Below are 13,194 nucleotides of genomic sequence, written 5' to 3' on the forward strand. Positions count from 1 at the left end.
AGGGGCCACATCCAACAGGTCTGACCTCTGGATCAGTGACGCCACGTTGGCAATCTTTCACGCAAGGAGCAAGCAATGACGACGACCCTCACTCTGATCGGGGTGATCCTGGTTATCGGAGCCCTGGCCTACCGCCGGACATCCCTGTTCATCTCCACCCTGGTCACCGGCGCGACGCTGGTGCTTGGTGCTATCTATGGTCATGTGCCCTTGCTGGTCTGGGCGCTGTTTGCGGTGATCGCCATCCCGCTCAACCTGGTGGAATTTCGCCGCACCCAGATAACCAAGCCGCTGTTCAAACTCTACAAATCGATCATGCCGGAGATGTCTCGCACCGAGAAAGAGGCGATTGAAGCGGGTACTACCTGGTGGGAAGCCGATCTGTTCGCGGGCAACCCGAACTGGAAAAAACTGCACGCCATTCCGGTCAGTACCCTCTCTGCCGAAGAGCAGGCCTTCCTCGACGGCCCGGTAGAAACCGTCTGCCGCATGGTCAGCGACTGGGAAGTGACCCACGAGCGCGCGGATCTCTCCCCCGAGGTGTGGCAATACCTGAAGGACAACAAGTTCTTCGCCATGATCATCAAGAAGAAATATGGCGGTCTGGAGTTCTCGGCCTACGCCCAGTCCTGCGTCCTGCAAAAACTGTGCGGCGCCAGCGCCGTGCTCGCCTCCACCGTCGGCGTACCCAACTCGCTGGGCCCGGGCGAACTGCTGCAGCACTACGGCACTGACGAACAGAAGGATTACTACCTGCCCCGCCTGGCGGTAGGTAAAGAGATCCCCTGCTTCGCCCTGACCAGCCCGGAAGCGGGTTCTGATGCCGGCTCCATCCCCGACTTCGGTATCGTCTGCAAAGGCGAGTGGGAAGGCAAAGAGGTGCTCGGCATGCGCCTCACCTGGAACAAGCGCTACATCACCCTCGCCCCCATCGCCACCGTCCTGGGTCTCGCCTTCAAACTGCGTGACCCCGAGCACCTGCTGGGTGACGAGGAAGAGCTCGGCATCACCTGCGCTCTGATCCCTACTCACATCAAGGGTGTCGGCATTGGGCGTCGCCACTTCCCGCTCAACGTGCCGTTCCAGAACGGTCCGACTCAGGGCAAGGATGTGTTCGTCCCGCTCGATTTCATCATCGGCGGCCCGGCCATGGCCGGTCAGGGCTGGCGCATGCTGGTCGAGTGTCTGTCGGTAGGCCGCGGCATCACCCTGCCCTCCAACAGCACCGGTGGTGTCAAGATGCTGGCCCTGGCGAGCGGTGCCTACAGCCGCATCCGTCGCCAGTTCAAGCTGCCCATCGGCAAAATGGAAGGGATTGAAGAGCCGCTGGCCCGCATCGGCGGCAACGCCTATATCATGGGCGCTGCAGCCAACCTGACCGTGACCGGTATCGACCTTGGCGAGAAGCCCTCGGTCATCTCCGCCATCGTCAAATACCACCTCACCGACCGTGCCCAGAAGTGCATCATCGATGCCATGGACATCCACGGCGGCAAGGCCATCTGCATGGGCCCCAACAATTATCTGGCTCGTGGCTATCAGGGTGCCCCCATCGCCGTGACGGTGGAAGGGGCCAACATCCTGACTCGCAGCATGATCATCTACGGTCAGGGCGCCATCCGCTGCCATCCGTACGTGTTGCCGGAGATGCTGGCGGCCAGCCACCCGGATCAGGAGCAGGCCCTCAAGGACTTCGACAAAGCGGTATTCAGCCACGTCGGTTTTGCCATCAGCAACCTGGTACGCAGCTTCTGGCTGGGTGTGACTGGCGCCCGCTTTGCCGCAGCACCTTATGGCGACCAGACCAAAGGCTACTACCAGAAGCTCTCCCGCCTCTCTGCCAACCTGGCCTTCCTGTCAGACATGGCGATGAGCACCCTGGGTGGTGAGCTCAAGCGCAAGGAGCGGGTCTCCGCCCGCCTTGGCGACGTGCTGAGCCAGCTCTATCTGGCCTCCAGCGCCCTCAAGCGCTATCAGGATGAGGGACGCCAGCAGGCCGACCTGCCGCTGCTGCACTGGGCGCTGCAAGATGCTCTGTTCAAGGCACAAGAGGCGATCGACGAGCTGCTGCGCAACTTCCCGAACCGCTGGATTGGCCTCGCCCTGCGCGCCGTGGTGTTGCCGCTGGGTCGCGACATGAAGCGTCCGAGCGACAAGCTGGACAACCAGGTTGCCCGCCTGCTGCAAACTCCGAGTGAGACCCGCAGCCGCCTGGCCAAGGGCCAGTACCTGACCCGCGAAGAGGGTAACCCCTTCGGTCTGCTGGAACAGGCGCTCGATGACGTGCTGGCTGCCGAGCCGCTGTTTGACAAGGTGTGCAAGGCTGACGGCATCAAGCGCCCCTTCCTGGCTCTGGACAAGGTGGCCGACATCGGTCTGGCGGCTGGCGTGCTGAGCCAGAGCGAAGCGGAGCTGCTGCGCCGCGCCGAAGTAAGTCGCCTGCGCACCATCAACGTCGATGACTTTGACCCCATCGATCTGGTAGCCAACAAGAAGCTGTTTGAAGCCTCGGCTTACCATCGCGCCGCCTGATATCAAGGCATTCTGACAACGCCTCCCTTGTGGAGGCGTTTTTTATTTCATGCCTGCAACAGCGTGCACCAGCTCCCCCGACCAGCGCCCTTCCCCGTGTTCTCGCCCGCAAAACAGTGCACAATAGCCGGCAAACCGAATCACAAAGGAAGCCAGGATGACCCTTGAGCACCTGATCCAGTGGCGCCGCGACCTGCACCGCCTGCCGGAAGCGGCCTGGAAAGAGTTTCGTACCACCAGCCTGATTGCCCACCATCTGAATGAACTCGGCTATCACATCGTGCTTGGCGACAAGCTGCTGGCCAGCAATCTGATGATGGGGCGCGATGTCGATGTGGCCGCCGAGAAAGCCCGCGCCCGCCGTCAGGGTGCCCATCCCGACTGGCTGGAGCGCATTGGCGACGTGACCGGGCTGATGGGAGAGCTGGATACCGGCCGCCCTGGCCCGACTCTGGCCTTTCGTTTCGACATCGATGCCGTGGAGGTGGAGGAGTCTGCCGCCGAGCAGCACCTGCCGCAGCAGGAGGGCTTTGCGTCCCACAACAAGGGGTGGATGCACGCCTGTGCCCACGATGGCCATACTGCCATTGGGCTGGGGCTGGCCAGCCGCCTGATGGCGATGAAAGAGGAGCTGTGCGGACGCATCAAGCTCTTCTTCCAACCCGCTGAAGAGGGGTGTCGCGGTGGCAAGGCGCTAGCCGCAGGCGGGGCCCTCGATGATGTGGATGCCCTGCTCTCGCTCCATATCGGCATTCACGCCGGCAGCGGCGAGCTGGTGATCAACCCCACCGAGTTCCTCTGCTCAACCAAGTTCGACGTGCACTTCATGGGCACCGCCGCCCATGCCGGGCTCGAACCCAATGCCGGCAGCAATGCGCTGGCTGCCGCCTGCATGGCCACCACCGCCATGCTCGGCATTCCGCGCCACCGCGACGGCATGACCCGCATCAACATCGGCCAACTCCACGCCGGCAGCGGGCGCAACGTCATTCCCGACCATGCCGAACTGCACGGTGAGACCCGCGGCGCCGACAGCGCCCTCAACGACTACATGTTCAGCCAGGTGCAACGCATCGTCGAAGGCTCCGCCCTTGCCCACGGCGTCACCTACCGCATCATCAAGCAGGGTGAGGCCATCGCGCTTGATAACAGCCCGGCGCTGCAGGCCGAGCTGGCGGCGCTGGCTCGCAAGCAGGGGCTCGCCACCATCCAGACTCGCCGCTTTGGCGCCAGCGAAGATGCCGGTTTTCTGATGGAGCGGGTGCAAAAGCAGGGTGGCGAAGCGGCTTACCTGATCCTTGGCGCCGATCTGGCAGCGCCGCACCACCACAACGCCTTCGATTTCGACGAGCGGGTGATGCAGAGCGGGGTTGATCTGCTGGCGGCGTGGGCCCACGCCAGACTGGGGAATTGCGCTCATATCAAGGAATAAACCCGGTGGCCATCAGCTCGGAAACCTGAGCAAACAGGATCAAAAAAGGCGCCCATTGGCGCCTTTTTATTTGCCAACCGCTTGCTGCGGCGCAATGTCACTCAGCCGGTTGGCCATCACCGCGCTTGCGGTTGGTATTGGGACGACCGCCGGTCACAGCATCGGCACGCCCCTCCTCCTTGGCCTTCTCGGCGCGCTTTTTGCGCATCTCGCGCGGATCGGCGATGAGAGGGCGATAGATCTCGATGCGATCGCCATCCTGCAGCAGATCGCTCCCTTTTACCGGACGGCTATAGATGCCGAACTTGTTGACCGACAAGTCGATCTCGGGGTGCTTCTGCACGATGCCGGACTGCTCGATGGCTGCTTGTACGCAGGTCTCGGGAGATACCCGCAGCGCAATCACCGTCTGGCGCTGCGGCAGGGCATAGACCACTTCGATATTGAGCTGATCAGGCACCGTACACCACCTTGGCCCGGTTGGAGAAGGCGGAGACCATGGAGCTCACCAGATCGCGGAACACCTGGCCAAAGGCCACTTCGATGAGCTTGGAGGTAAATTCGAAATCGAGGTCAAACTCCACCTTGCAGGCATCCACATCGAGAGGAGTAAAGGTCCACCAACCCGCCAGCTTGCTGAAGGGGCCGTCCACCAGCTCCATCCTGATCTGGCGGTTTACATCCAGCTGGTTGCGGGTAGTAAAGGTTTTGGCGATGCCCGCCTTGGCCACATCGACCGACGCCATCATGTAATCGTCACCCGCCTCATGAACACGGCTGCCAACACAGCCGGGTAGAAACTGCGGATAGGCATTCACATCGTTGACCAACTTGAACATCTGTTCGGCACTGAACATCACCAGGGCACTGCGAGTAATACGGGGCATGGCTTTTCCTCATCCAATCGCCGAGATTTTATCACCATGTTGGCGCTTTTGGAGGTAAAACCTCGGCCAAACTGCTCAGAAAGCGGCCACTTGACCCGTCGCGCGTTTTACAGCCGCCCCCGCCTACGTATAATACGAGCCTCCTAGTCATTGCCGGAAATCGCCCGTCATGAGCAAAAAAAACAGTAAAAACAAAGCCGGGTCCAGCACCATTGCACTCAACAGAACCGCGCGCCACGAATACTTCATCGAAGAGAAGATCGAAGCGGGTCTGTCCCTGCAAGGGTGGGAAGTCAAATCCCTGCGGGCGGGCAAGGCCAACATCAGCGAAGCCTATGTCATCTTCCGCGATGGCGAAGCCTACCTGTTCGGCTCCAGCTTCCTGCCACTGCAAGCGGCCTCCAGCCATGTGGTGTGTGACCCGACCCGTACCCGCAAACTGCTGCTGAGCCGTCGTGAACTCGACAAACTCGAAAGCCTGATTGCCCGTCAGGGCTATACCGTCGTACCCCTCGCCCTCTACTGGAAACAGTGCTGGGTCAAGGTCGAGATCGGTCTGGTGAAGGGCAAGAAAGAGCACGATAAGCGCGAAGATACCAAGGCCCGCGAGTGGGATCGGGAAAAAGCGCGCATCATGAAGAACAAGTACCGCGGCTAACCCTCTGATGTCCGGACGATTCCCGTCCGGACACCTCACTTCCGGTTCCCCTCCCCCGGTCACTGCGCACAATAAATCGGCAAACAGACCACCCGCTGGCGGGAATAGCCATCAACGCCTTGCCATACCAGCATTTTTGCGTACAATCGCTCTTAACAACTTGGGGCTGATTCTGGATTCGACAAGATTCACGAAACCCAAGGTGCATGCCGAGGTGCGGTAGGCCTCGTTAATAAACCGCAAAAAAATAGTCGCAAACGACGAAAACTACGCACTCGCAGCTTAATAACCTGCGCTGAGCCCTTCTACCCTAGCTTGCCTGTGTCCTAGGGAATCGGAAGGTCATCCTTCACAGGATCGTGTGGAAGTCCTGCTCGGGGCGGAAGCATTAAAACCAATCGAGCTAGTCAATTCGTGGCGTGTCTCTCCGCAGCGGGTTGGCGAATGTAAAGAGTGACTAAGCATGTAGTGCCAAGGATGTAGTAATTTTGGACGGGGGTTCAAATCCCCCCAGCTCCACCAAACGTTTGGAAAGGGCCACCTCGCAAGAGGTGGTCCTTTTTATTTCTCCGTTTTCGGCAAACACCCAACCCGCACAATATCACCGCTGATCTAGCTATGGCTTACAAAGTGTTGTCGGTTCAGGCATCAGGGTGATGGTCATGACGATGCTCATGGTGTCACCGCGCTGCAGCAGACGCAGGCCGGGGTGACCGGCCATATGGTGGGCATTGGCGGCATGACTCTGGGGCTCAAGACAAACAAAACCGCTCGCTTCATCCGGCTGATAGAGCATCAGGAAGGAGGCGTCGCTGGCCACCTTCAACCGCTGCCGACGAGCGGGATGCTCCAGCTCGGCCTGACCGCGCCAGCCGCCGTAACAGTGGTTGAGCCATCCTTGCGGGCGTTGCCACTGGCGAAAATCGAGGTGGGGCGCCAGCCTGCTCGACCAGTCGATCGGCAGATGATCTGCTCCCTCTTGCCAGACGCCGCTCGCCAGAAAACGGATGCGGGTCTGCTCGTCGCGCCAGAAGAAGGGGTGAAAACCCGCGCCGTAGAGACAGGGGCTCTCCCCGAGATGGGTCAGGCTGATCCGCGCCACCAGGCTCGCCCCCTGCAGCCGATAGTCGATCTCCGCCAGATAGTGAAAGGGACCATTCTGGCTGTTGAGCTGCAAAGTCACCGAGCTGTCGGTCAACGCCACTGGTTGCCATCGCTGTAGCCAGCCATCCCCATGCAAAAAGAAATCGGGATCGAGCTCGCTCGCGGGCAATGCACACGCCTCTCCCCACAACTCAAAACGGTTGCCTGCGACCCGGTTGGCCAGCGGCACCATGGGAAAGAGGGCACTTTCGCCGGGATGCCATTGCCCGGGGTTGCAAGATGCATCGGGATTGGTGTCACGCAGCAACGGTCGCCCCTGCTCATCCTCCAGCCCCAACACACAGGCCCCTTGTGTTGAAACCCGCATCCTAAGATGCGGGTTGCTCAATGTGTAAACCGTCATGCCGAGGCGCTAGCCTTGGTCGGCGTCAGTTCGACCTTGCCCTGCGCCAGTTGGGCTTCCAGTGCCTCCAGCGTCACCCCTTTGGTCTCAGGCACCTTGCGGTAGATGAAGATCAGCCCGGCAAAACAGATGATGCCGTAGAGCAGGAAGCTGCCTGCGGCCCCCAGCCCGGCGTTAAGCAGCGGGAAGGTGTAGGTCAGCACGAAGCAGGCGATCCAGAGCGCCAGCGTACCGGCCGACATCGCCAGCCCGCGTACCCGGTTCGGGAAGATCTCCGAAAGCAGCACCCAGGTCACCGGCGCCAGCGTCAGCGCATAGATGGCGATGGCCGCCAGCACCAGCAGCAACACCGGCAAGCCCAACACGCCACTGGCATAGGCCGCGGCCATCATGCCGTAGATGATGGTGAGACCAGCCGAGCCAATCAGCATCAGCTTGCGACGGCCAATCTTGTCCACCATGGGCAGCGCGATCAGGGTAAACAGCAGGTTGATAAGACCGGTGGCGACGATGGATTTGAGGGTGCTGTTGATGTCAAACCCGGCGGAGGCAAAGATCTCCTGCGCGTAGTTGAAGATGACGTTGATGCCGCACCACTGCTGGAATACCGCCAGCACCATGCCGATGATGAGGATGGGGCGCACCGAGGGCTTGCCCAACTCCGCCAGCGATACCTTGTGCGCTGACTCCCCCACCAGAGTCTGGCGGATCTCGGCCAGCGTCTGCTTGGCATAGGCATCCCCACCAATCTTGCCGAGCATGCGGGCCGCCTGCTCATACTGGCCATCTTTGGCCAGCCAGCGCGGTGACTCCGGCACGAAGAACATCAGCACCAGAAACGCCAGCGCCGGCACCAGTTCAGCACCGAACATCCAGCGCCAGCCGGACTGGCCGTTCCAGGTGGCCAGAATATCGGCCTGAGTGGCATTGCTCGCTACCGGATCGGCGATCATCAGGTTCACCAGCTGAGCAGCCAGCACACCGATGACAATGGTGAGCTGGTTGATGGCGACGAACTTGCCCCGCTTGTCGGCCGGGCTGATCTCGGCGATGTACATGGGCGAGAGCGCAGAAGCCAGACCGATACCGATCCCCCCCACGATGCGATAGATAACGAACAGATCGAAGTTGCTGGCCGCTGCGGTGCCCCATGCCGAGATGGTAAACAGGATGGCAGCCAGGATCAGCGGCTTCTTGCGGCCGAAGCGATCAGCTGACCAGCCGGAGATGGCGGCCCCCAGCACACAGCCCACCAACGCCGAGCTCATTGCCCAGCCGGACTGGGCCGGATCGGTGATGGAGAAATAGGCCTCATAGAAGGGCTTGGCCCCACCGATGACCACCCAGTCGTAACCAAACAGCAGACCTCCGCAGGCGGCCACCAGGCAGATCATCCAGACGTAGCCCATGTTGAGCCGGTGCGTATCCGAGCGATGTTGAGTGTGTTCCATGACTCATCCTTATTATCTTGTCGATTGTAGGGTGCAGTGGCGCCCCGTACCGTGGCGGGGCGCCCGTTGTTGTTATGGCTGTGATGGATTGAGTGACAGCTCGCGGCAGATCAGGGCAAACAGCTGCCCCTTGTCGTGGGCCGGGTTGAGGGTGAGCAGCTCGCGCAGGGTCTGGGTACACGCTTCGCGTTGATCCAGCCCCAACTGACCGAGCGCCCGGACTAGCAGGCAGTGCTGGTGGTGTTTGTGCTGCGGATCGTCATCCAGCACGATGAGATCCGGCAGCGAGACGGCGAAAAAGTCCGCCTCGACCCGCTCGCCCATTGCCTGCTCGGCCCAGCCGACCATCCCTTCAAAGAGACGCTGCGCCTCGGCAACCCGTCCAAGACGAGCCAGCGCCATTCCTTGATAGAAGAGGTAATCCACCGGCTGATCGTTGTAGTAGCGGCTGGCCCCCAGCGAACCCTGACCCAGACAAGCCTGTTGCAGGCACTGGGCCGCCAGACTCTGGTTGTCACAGGCCAGATGGCAGAGCGCCAGCAGGAAGTGGATGTCGTTGTCGGTCTGTCCTACCAGACGCCCCTCCCCCAGATTGAGGGGGTAGTGCAGCGCCTGTTGCAGCAACGGAATAGCCTGCTCGTGGCGTCCCTGAGTCATCAACACCAAGGCACGGCGCTGCTGGTTGATGAGGTACTGACCAGTCACCTTGCCCTCGCCCCCCTCCCAGGGGTGGAATTCGCGCAGCCGCAAGATCTCTGCCGCCGCATCCAGCTGACCGGTGATGTGATAGAGGCTGAGCAGTTCGGCGGTCAGATCGTCGCGCTTGAGGGCGACCGCACGGTGCGCCTCCAGCAGCGCCAGCCGCTCTGCCGGAGCCATGGCACAACGCTTGTGCAGTTGATCCAGCTCGAACAGCAGCCGCGCATCGTCCGGCTTGAGGGCAAAGGCCCGGCGCAGACACCGCTCGGCCGCCGCCATATCACCCGCCTTGTTGAAGTGGTGGATACCGAGGTTGCGCCAGACCGGGGCAAAGTCCGGTGCCTGCTCGCACACCCGCTGCCACAAGGCAATCGCCTGCTCGTAGTTGCGCTTGCTGTAGTGGAAGCAGCCCAGCAGATAGCTGGCAAACCTGCTGTGTGGCAGTTGCCCCAGCATGGCCACCTCGCCAAGGGTATTGGGGAAGCGCACCTTGCGGCCAAAGGCCTGCTCGGCTCGCGCCAGCAGGGCATCCTGCGCCTCACCTTCCGGTAACAATGCAGCCTGGAACAGTAGCGGCAGGGTCTCCTCCACCGGCAGTGTTGAAAGCAGTTGCTGCGCCAGCTCGGGGCGACCCCAGCTCAGCAGTTCGCTGACGAGGAAGCAGAGGTTGGTGCCACGCCCGTTGCAAAGGCGGATCAGCGCGTCACGATCGGCGGTCTGCTCGCTCGCCAGCCAGCGCAAGAAGGCCAGCTGATAGTGAAGTGGATAACGAACGCGCTGCTCGTCGATATAGGCGATGGCTGCCTCCGGCTCACCAGACTCCAGCAGCGCCAACCCCTTGAGAGCGATGGCGCCGTAGTGGGTACCGTTGACGGCGAGGCTGCGCTCAACAAATTGCAGCGCTTGCGAGGCGTCGCGGCGCACCATGGCGATACGGGCCAGCCCGAGGAAACCGCCATCGCGGCAGTTGCCGCTCCAAGTCGCCTTGTAGAAGGCATCAAAGGCTGCATCGAACTGGCCGAGACGCTCCTCGATATGGCCGCGCAGCAAGCTGGCCTTGCCACACTGGGGGTTCTTGTTGAGGCGATGGGCACGGGTTAGCGCCTGATTGACGTAGACCAACGCCAGCTCATAGTTGGCGCGGTTGTACTCCAGGGTCGCCAGTGCCAGGTTGCAGCGATAGTCACCGCCATCCAGCTCCAGTCCCCGCAGGTAGTAATCAAAGGGCGAGCGGCTGGCGTGCAGATACTGCTCAAGATGCTGGCCGATAAAGTAGAGCTCGTCGACCGAGTCGAGATTGACGGCGGGCTCCGGCGCGGTGGCGGGATCCGGCAGGGCCTCGCCCGCGGGCTGATGCTCGAGGTAACTCAGCACGCACTGACCCTGCTCATCCAGCAGGCATGCCTGCAAACGCCCCTCACTGGTGATGGCGAACGGCTCCAGCCAGGCCTGACCCGGCTGCAAATCCAGAGGTTGCGCAAACAGTACGCCGCCTTCGTCGCTTACCTCGAAGCTGCCCCCGCGAAGTGGCGCTACCGCATAGACCCCGCAGACGAGGCCGTCATCGCTGCGTTCCAGCTTGATGGCGGCGCGGGTGTTGGCGTTTTGCAGAGTGCCGAGGGTGTTGTAGGGCAGGAAATTCTGCACAAACACTTTCTCTTCACCGGCATCCAGCCAGGTGAAGTCGGGCTGATTATCGGTATAGACCCCGGTCATCAGCTCGATGTAGGGGCCGTTGTCGTCGGTCAGGTTGCGATCCCAGGCCAGACCGAAGTCACAGTTGCCCCAGCTCCACTGCTTTTTGCCGGGCGAGACGTGGTGATCCGCCACATGCAACAGGCCACCCTGCTCGTCATGGCAGTAGGCGCCGACAAAGTCGTAGTCGGACTTGTCCGCCATGTAGGAGGTGGGCACCGGAATATTGCGGTAGCGGGAGATATCGACCCCGGCGGAGTAGTCCACCTTGTAGTAGGTGCCGCGGGCGATGGGAAAGGCGCTGACGTCGCGCTTACCGTGGTCATAGACGGCGGTGACATCGGGCGGGAAGACGCTCTGGTGGGCATCGCCCCCTTTCACCGCCGGGTTGGACCACCAGAGGAAATGGCGCGGCGTGTCATTGCCGTTGAACACCTTGCCGGTGATCTCGATAAGCGCCTTGTCGGGATAGAGGGTAAAGCCCGCCATCACCTGCAAACCGCGCATCGGCTCCACCTCGCCCAGCCAGACGGTCTTGGCGCCGCCCTCATGCTCCGCGATGGTGAAATCCACCGGCATGAAAGTAGTGGGTCTGTGGTGCTGCGGCCAGTTGAACTCTATGCCGCCGGAGATCCAGGGGCCTACCAGCCCCACCAGCGCCGGCTTGATCACTTCGTTGTAGTAGACGAAGTCGCGATTCATCACCTTGTCGTAGGCACGGTGGATACGCCCCCCCAATTCCGGCAGCAGCATCACCTTGATGAAGTCGTTCTCCAGCCAGACTGCCCGATAGGACTTCATCTGCTTCTGACCGGTGAGGGTATCGATCACCCCATAGGGATAGACGGCCCCCGAGGAGCCCTGATAGACCCGCTTCTCGAGAAACATGGGGTTGGGATCTTCGGCGCCCACCTCGTAGGTCGGCAGGGTGATGGTTTCGACCCAGACCTTGACATCAGCTCTCATCAATCTCGCCTCACTTAATACTTGTTAGTAAAAATTTCAGTGAGACCAGATTAGAATGGTTAAACCACTATTAATTGCCGAAAGATCACGCAATACAGTAAGCGGAGTTTAGTGAAGTGATGAACACTGGGTTGAACAACCAGAAGGTACGCCACCACAACAAGCAGGTGCTACTGGCCCTGCTCTACCAGCTCAAGGAGGCGAGCAAGTCCACCCTGGCGCGCCATTGCGAGCTCTCCATTCCGGCTGTCAGCAAGATCCTCGACGAGCTGGTGGCCGAGGGGGCCATCAGCCACAGCGACCAGAACCTCTCCCAGCGCGGTATCAATGGCGGCAGCTACCGCATCGCCAGCGGCCAGGGGGCGATCCTCTGCCTCAATATCAGCCCCACCAGTCTGGAGAGCATTCTGGTGGACAACCTGATCACCCCCCTCGATGACTACGCCGGCCAGAAAATTGCGCCACAAACCCCGGACGAACTGCTGCGCCTGATCGAGGCCTGCTACTACCAGCACAAGCGCCGCCACAAGGGGCTGGCGATCCGGCTGGCCATCGCGGTACACGGTCAGGTCAACCCGGCCAGCGGGGTGTCGCAGACCATGCCACAAGCCCCCTGGCACGCACCGGTCGAGCTCAAGTATCTGCTGGAGGAGCGCCTCGGCTGCGAGGTGATGGTGGACAACGACTGCATCATGCTGGCGCTGGCCCAGAAGTGGCAGGGAGCGGAAAACGTCGGCGATTTTTGCGTCATCAACGTCGACTACGGCATCGGTTCAGCCTTTATCATCAACGGCCAGATTTATCGAGGTGCCCTGTTTGGCAGCGGCCAGATCGGCCACACCATCATCAACCCGGATGGCAGCGCCTGTGCCTGCGGCCGTTACGGCTGTCTGGAGACGGTCGCCTCCCTCTCGGCCATCAAGAAGCGGGCCCGGGTCTTTCTCAAGCAGCAGGGGGCGGATCCCGCAACGCTGGCGGAGGGACGTGTCGACACAGCCCAGCTGCTGGCACGCTATCAGCAGGGAGAACCCATGATCCGGGCCATGGTGGACGAAGGAGCCCGCGCCATTGGCCTGAGCCTCTACAACTTTCTCAACATCCTCAACATCAACCGTATCTGGCTCTATGGTCGCAGCTGCGGTTTTGGCGAGGAGTGGCTGCAGACCATCATCCACCAGACCGGTGCCAACCCGTTCGACTGCAGCGACGCCGTCAACGCCACCCACATCCGTTTTGGCCAGCTCAGCCGCGCCCAGCAAGTGATGGGGATTGGCTATCTCTACGTTGAGCGCGAGCTGGGGGCGAGTCAGCCCGCCGCCCGATAGCGCCCCCCAACAAGTTGAATGCAGGAAAAAAGGAGTAGCCAG

Annotated in this window: 9 protein-coding genes and 1 other RNA gene; 5 read left to right on the plus strand and 5 right to left on the minus strand. The window is 61.3% G+C overall.

Annotation, left to right across the window (positions count from 1 at the left end; genetic code table 11):
* The first annotated feature begins 75 nt into the window (after positions 1–75).
* Together fadE and I6L40_RS16555 are read left to right on the plus strand one after the other, a co-directional pair.
* On the plus strand, positions 76–2,532 hold the full coding sequence (gene fadE / locus I6L40_RS16550) for an acyl-CoA dehydrogenase FadE (RefSeq protein ID WP_216994600.1): 2,457 nt from the start codon (positions 76–78) through the stop codon (positions 2,530–2,532).
* 157 nt (positions 2,533–2,689) lie between these two features.
* The gene (locus I6L40_RS16555) at positions 2,690–3,964 is read left to right on the plus strand and encodes an amidohydrolase (protein WP_071910905.1); all 1,275 of its coding nucleotides are present in this window, start codon (positions 2,690–2,692) and stop codon (positions 3,962–3,964) included.
* Positions 3,965–4,061: 97 nt separating this feature from the next.
* Here I6L40_RS16555 and I6L40_RS16560 read toward each other — a convergent pair whose 3' ends face one another.
* Positions 4,062–4,424 (minus strand): RnfH family protein, encoded by a 363-nt coding sequence (locus I6L40_RS16560; protein ID WP_005344097.1) that lies wholly within the window; start codon positions 4,422–4,424, stop codon positions 4,062–4,064.
* Positions 4,417–4,851: an SRPBCC family protein gene (locus I6L40_RS16565; RefSeq protein WP_005344096.1), complete on the minus strand. Its 435-nt coding sequence runs from the start codon at positions 4,849–4,851 to the stop codon at positions 4,417–4,419. Before I6L40_RS16565 ends, I6L40_RS16560 begins: the two co-directional genes overlap by 8 nt.
* Positions 4,852–5,020: 169 nt before the next feature.
* Here I6L40_RS16565 and smpB point away from each other — a divergent pair, with 169 nt between their 5' ends.
* Together smpB and ssrA are read left to right on the plus strand one after the other, a co-directional pair.
* Complete coding sequence (gene smpB, locus I6L40_RS16570; RefSeq protein ID WP_005344095.1) at positions 5,021–5,509, plus strand: SsrA-binding protein SmpB; 489 nt, start codon at positions 5,021–5,023, stop codon at positions 5,507–5,509.
* Positions 5,510–5,671: 162 nt separating this feature from the next.
* Positions 5,672–6,031, plus strand: a transfer-messenger RNA (tmRNA) gene (ssrA, locus tag I6L40_RS16575).
* Positions 6,032–6,125: 94 nt separating this feature from the next.
* On the opposite strand, the gene I6L40_RS16580 is transcribed toward ssrA, so the two are convergent.
* From I6L40_RS16580 to I6L40_RS16590, 3 genes are all read right to left on the minus strand, one after another.
* On the minus strand, positions 6,126–6,953 hold the full coding sequence (locus I6L40_RS16580) for an aldose 1-epimerase (RefSeq protein ID WP_239693794.1): 828 nt from the start codon (positions 6,951–6,953) through the stop codon (positions 6,126–6,128).
* 59 nt (positions 6,954–7,012) lie between these two features.
* The gene (locus I6L40_RS16585) at positions 7,013–8,467 is read right to left on the minus strand and encodes a sugar porter family MFS transporter (protein WP_216994601.1); all 1,455 of its coding nucleotides are present in this window, start codon (positions 8,465–8,467) and stop codon (positions 7,013–7,015) included.
* 72 nt (positions 8,468–8,539) lie between these two features.
* Positions 8,540–11,827: a DUF5107 domain-containing protein gene (locus I6L40_RS16590; protein WP_216994602.1), complete on the minus strand. Its 3,288-nt coding sequence runs from the start codon at positions 11,825–11,827 to the stop codon at positions 8,540–8,542.
* Positions 11,828–11,946: 119 nt separating this feature from the next.
* Between I6L40_RS16590 and I6L40_RS16595 the strand changes: the two genes are divergently transcribed.
* Positions 11,947–13,152: an ROK family transcriptional regulator gene (locus I6L40_RS16595; protein ID WP_254204049.1), complete on the plus strand. Its 1,206-nt coding sequence runs from the start codon at positions 11,947–11,949 to the stop codon at positions 13,150–13,152.
* Positions 13,153–13,194: the final 42 nt, after the last annotated feature.

This window comes from Aeromonas sp. FDAARGOS 1410 (assembly GCF_019048745.1).
Taxonomy (GTDB): Bacteria; Pseudomonadota; Gammaproteobacteria; order Enterobacterales; family Aeromonadaceae; genus Aeromonas; species Aeromonas jandaei.

Bases quoted from the DNA above. Each gene is read 5' to 3' on its own strand.
- I6L40_RS16585 (WP_216994601.1), bottom strand. From the start codon at position 8,467: ATGGAACACACTCAACATCGCTCGGATACGCACCGGCTCAACATGGGC.
- fadE (WP_216994600.1), top strand. From the start codon at position 76: ATGACGACGACCCTCACTCTGATCGGGGTGATCCTGGTTATCGGAGCC.
- I6L40_RS16595 (WP_254204049.1), top strand. From the start codon at position 11,947: ATGAACACTGGGTTGAACAACCAGAAGGTACGCCACCACAACAAGCAG.
- smpB (WP_005344095.1), top strand. From the start codon at position 5,021: ATGAGCAAAAAAAACAGTAAAAACAAAGCCGGGTCCAGCACCATTGCA.
- I6L40_RS16555 (WP_071910905.1), top strand. From the start codon at position 2,690: ATGACCCTTGAGCACCTGATCCAGTGGCGCCGCGACCTGCACCGCCTG.
- I6L40_RS16565 (WP_005344096.1), bottom strand. From the start codon at position 4,851: ATGCCCCGTATTACTCGCAGTGCCCTGGTGATGTTCAGTGCCGAACAG.
- I6L40_RS16590 (WP_216994602.1), bottom strand. From the start codon at position 11,827: ATGAGAGCTGATGTCAAGGTCTGGGTCGAAACCATCACCCTGCCGACC.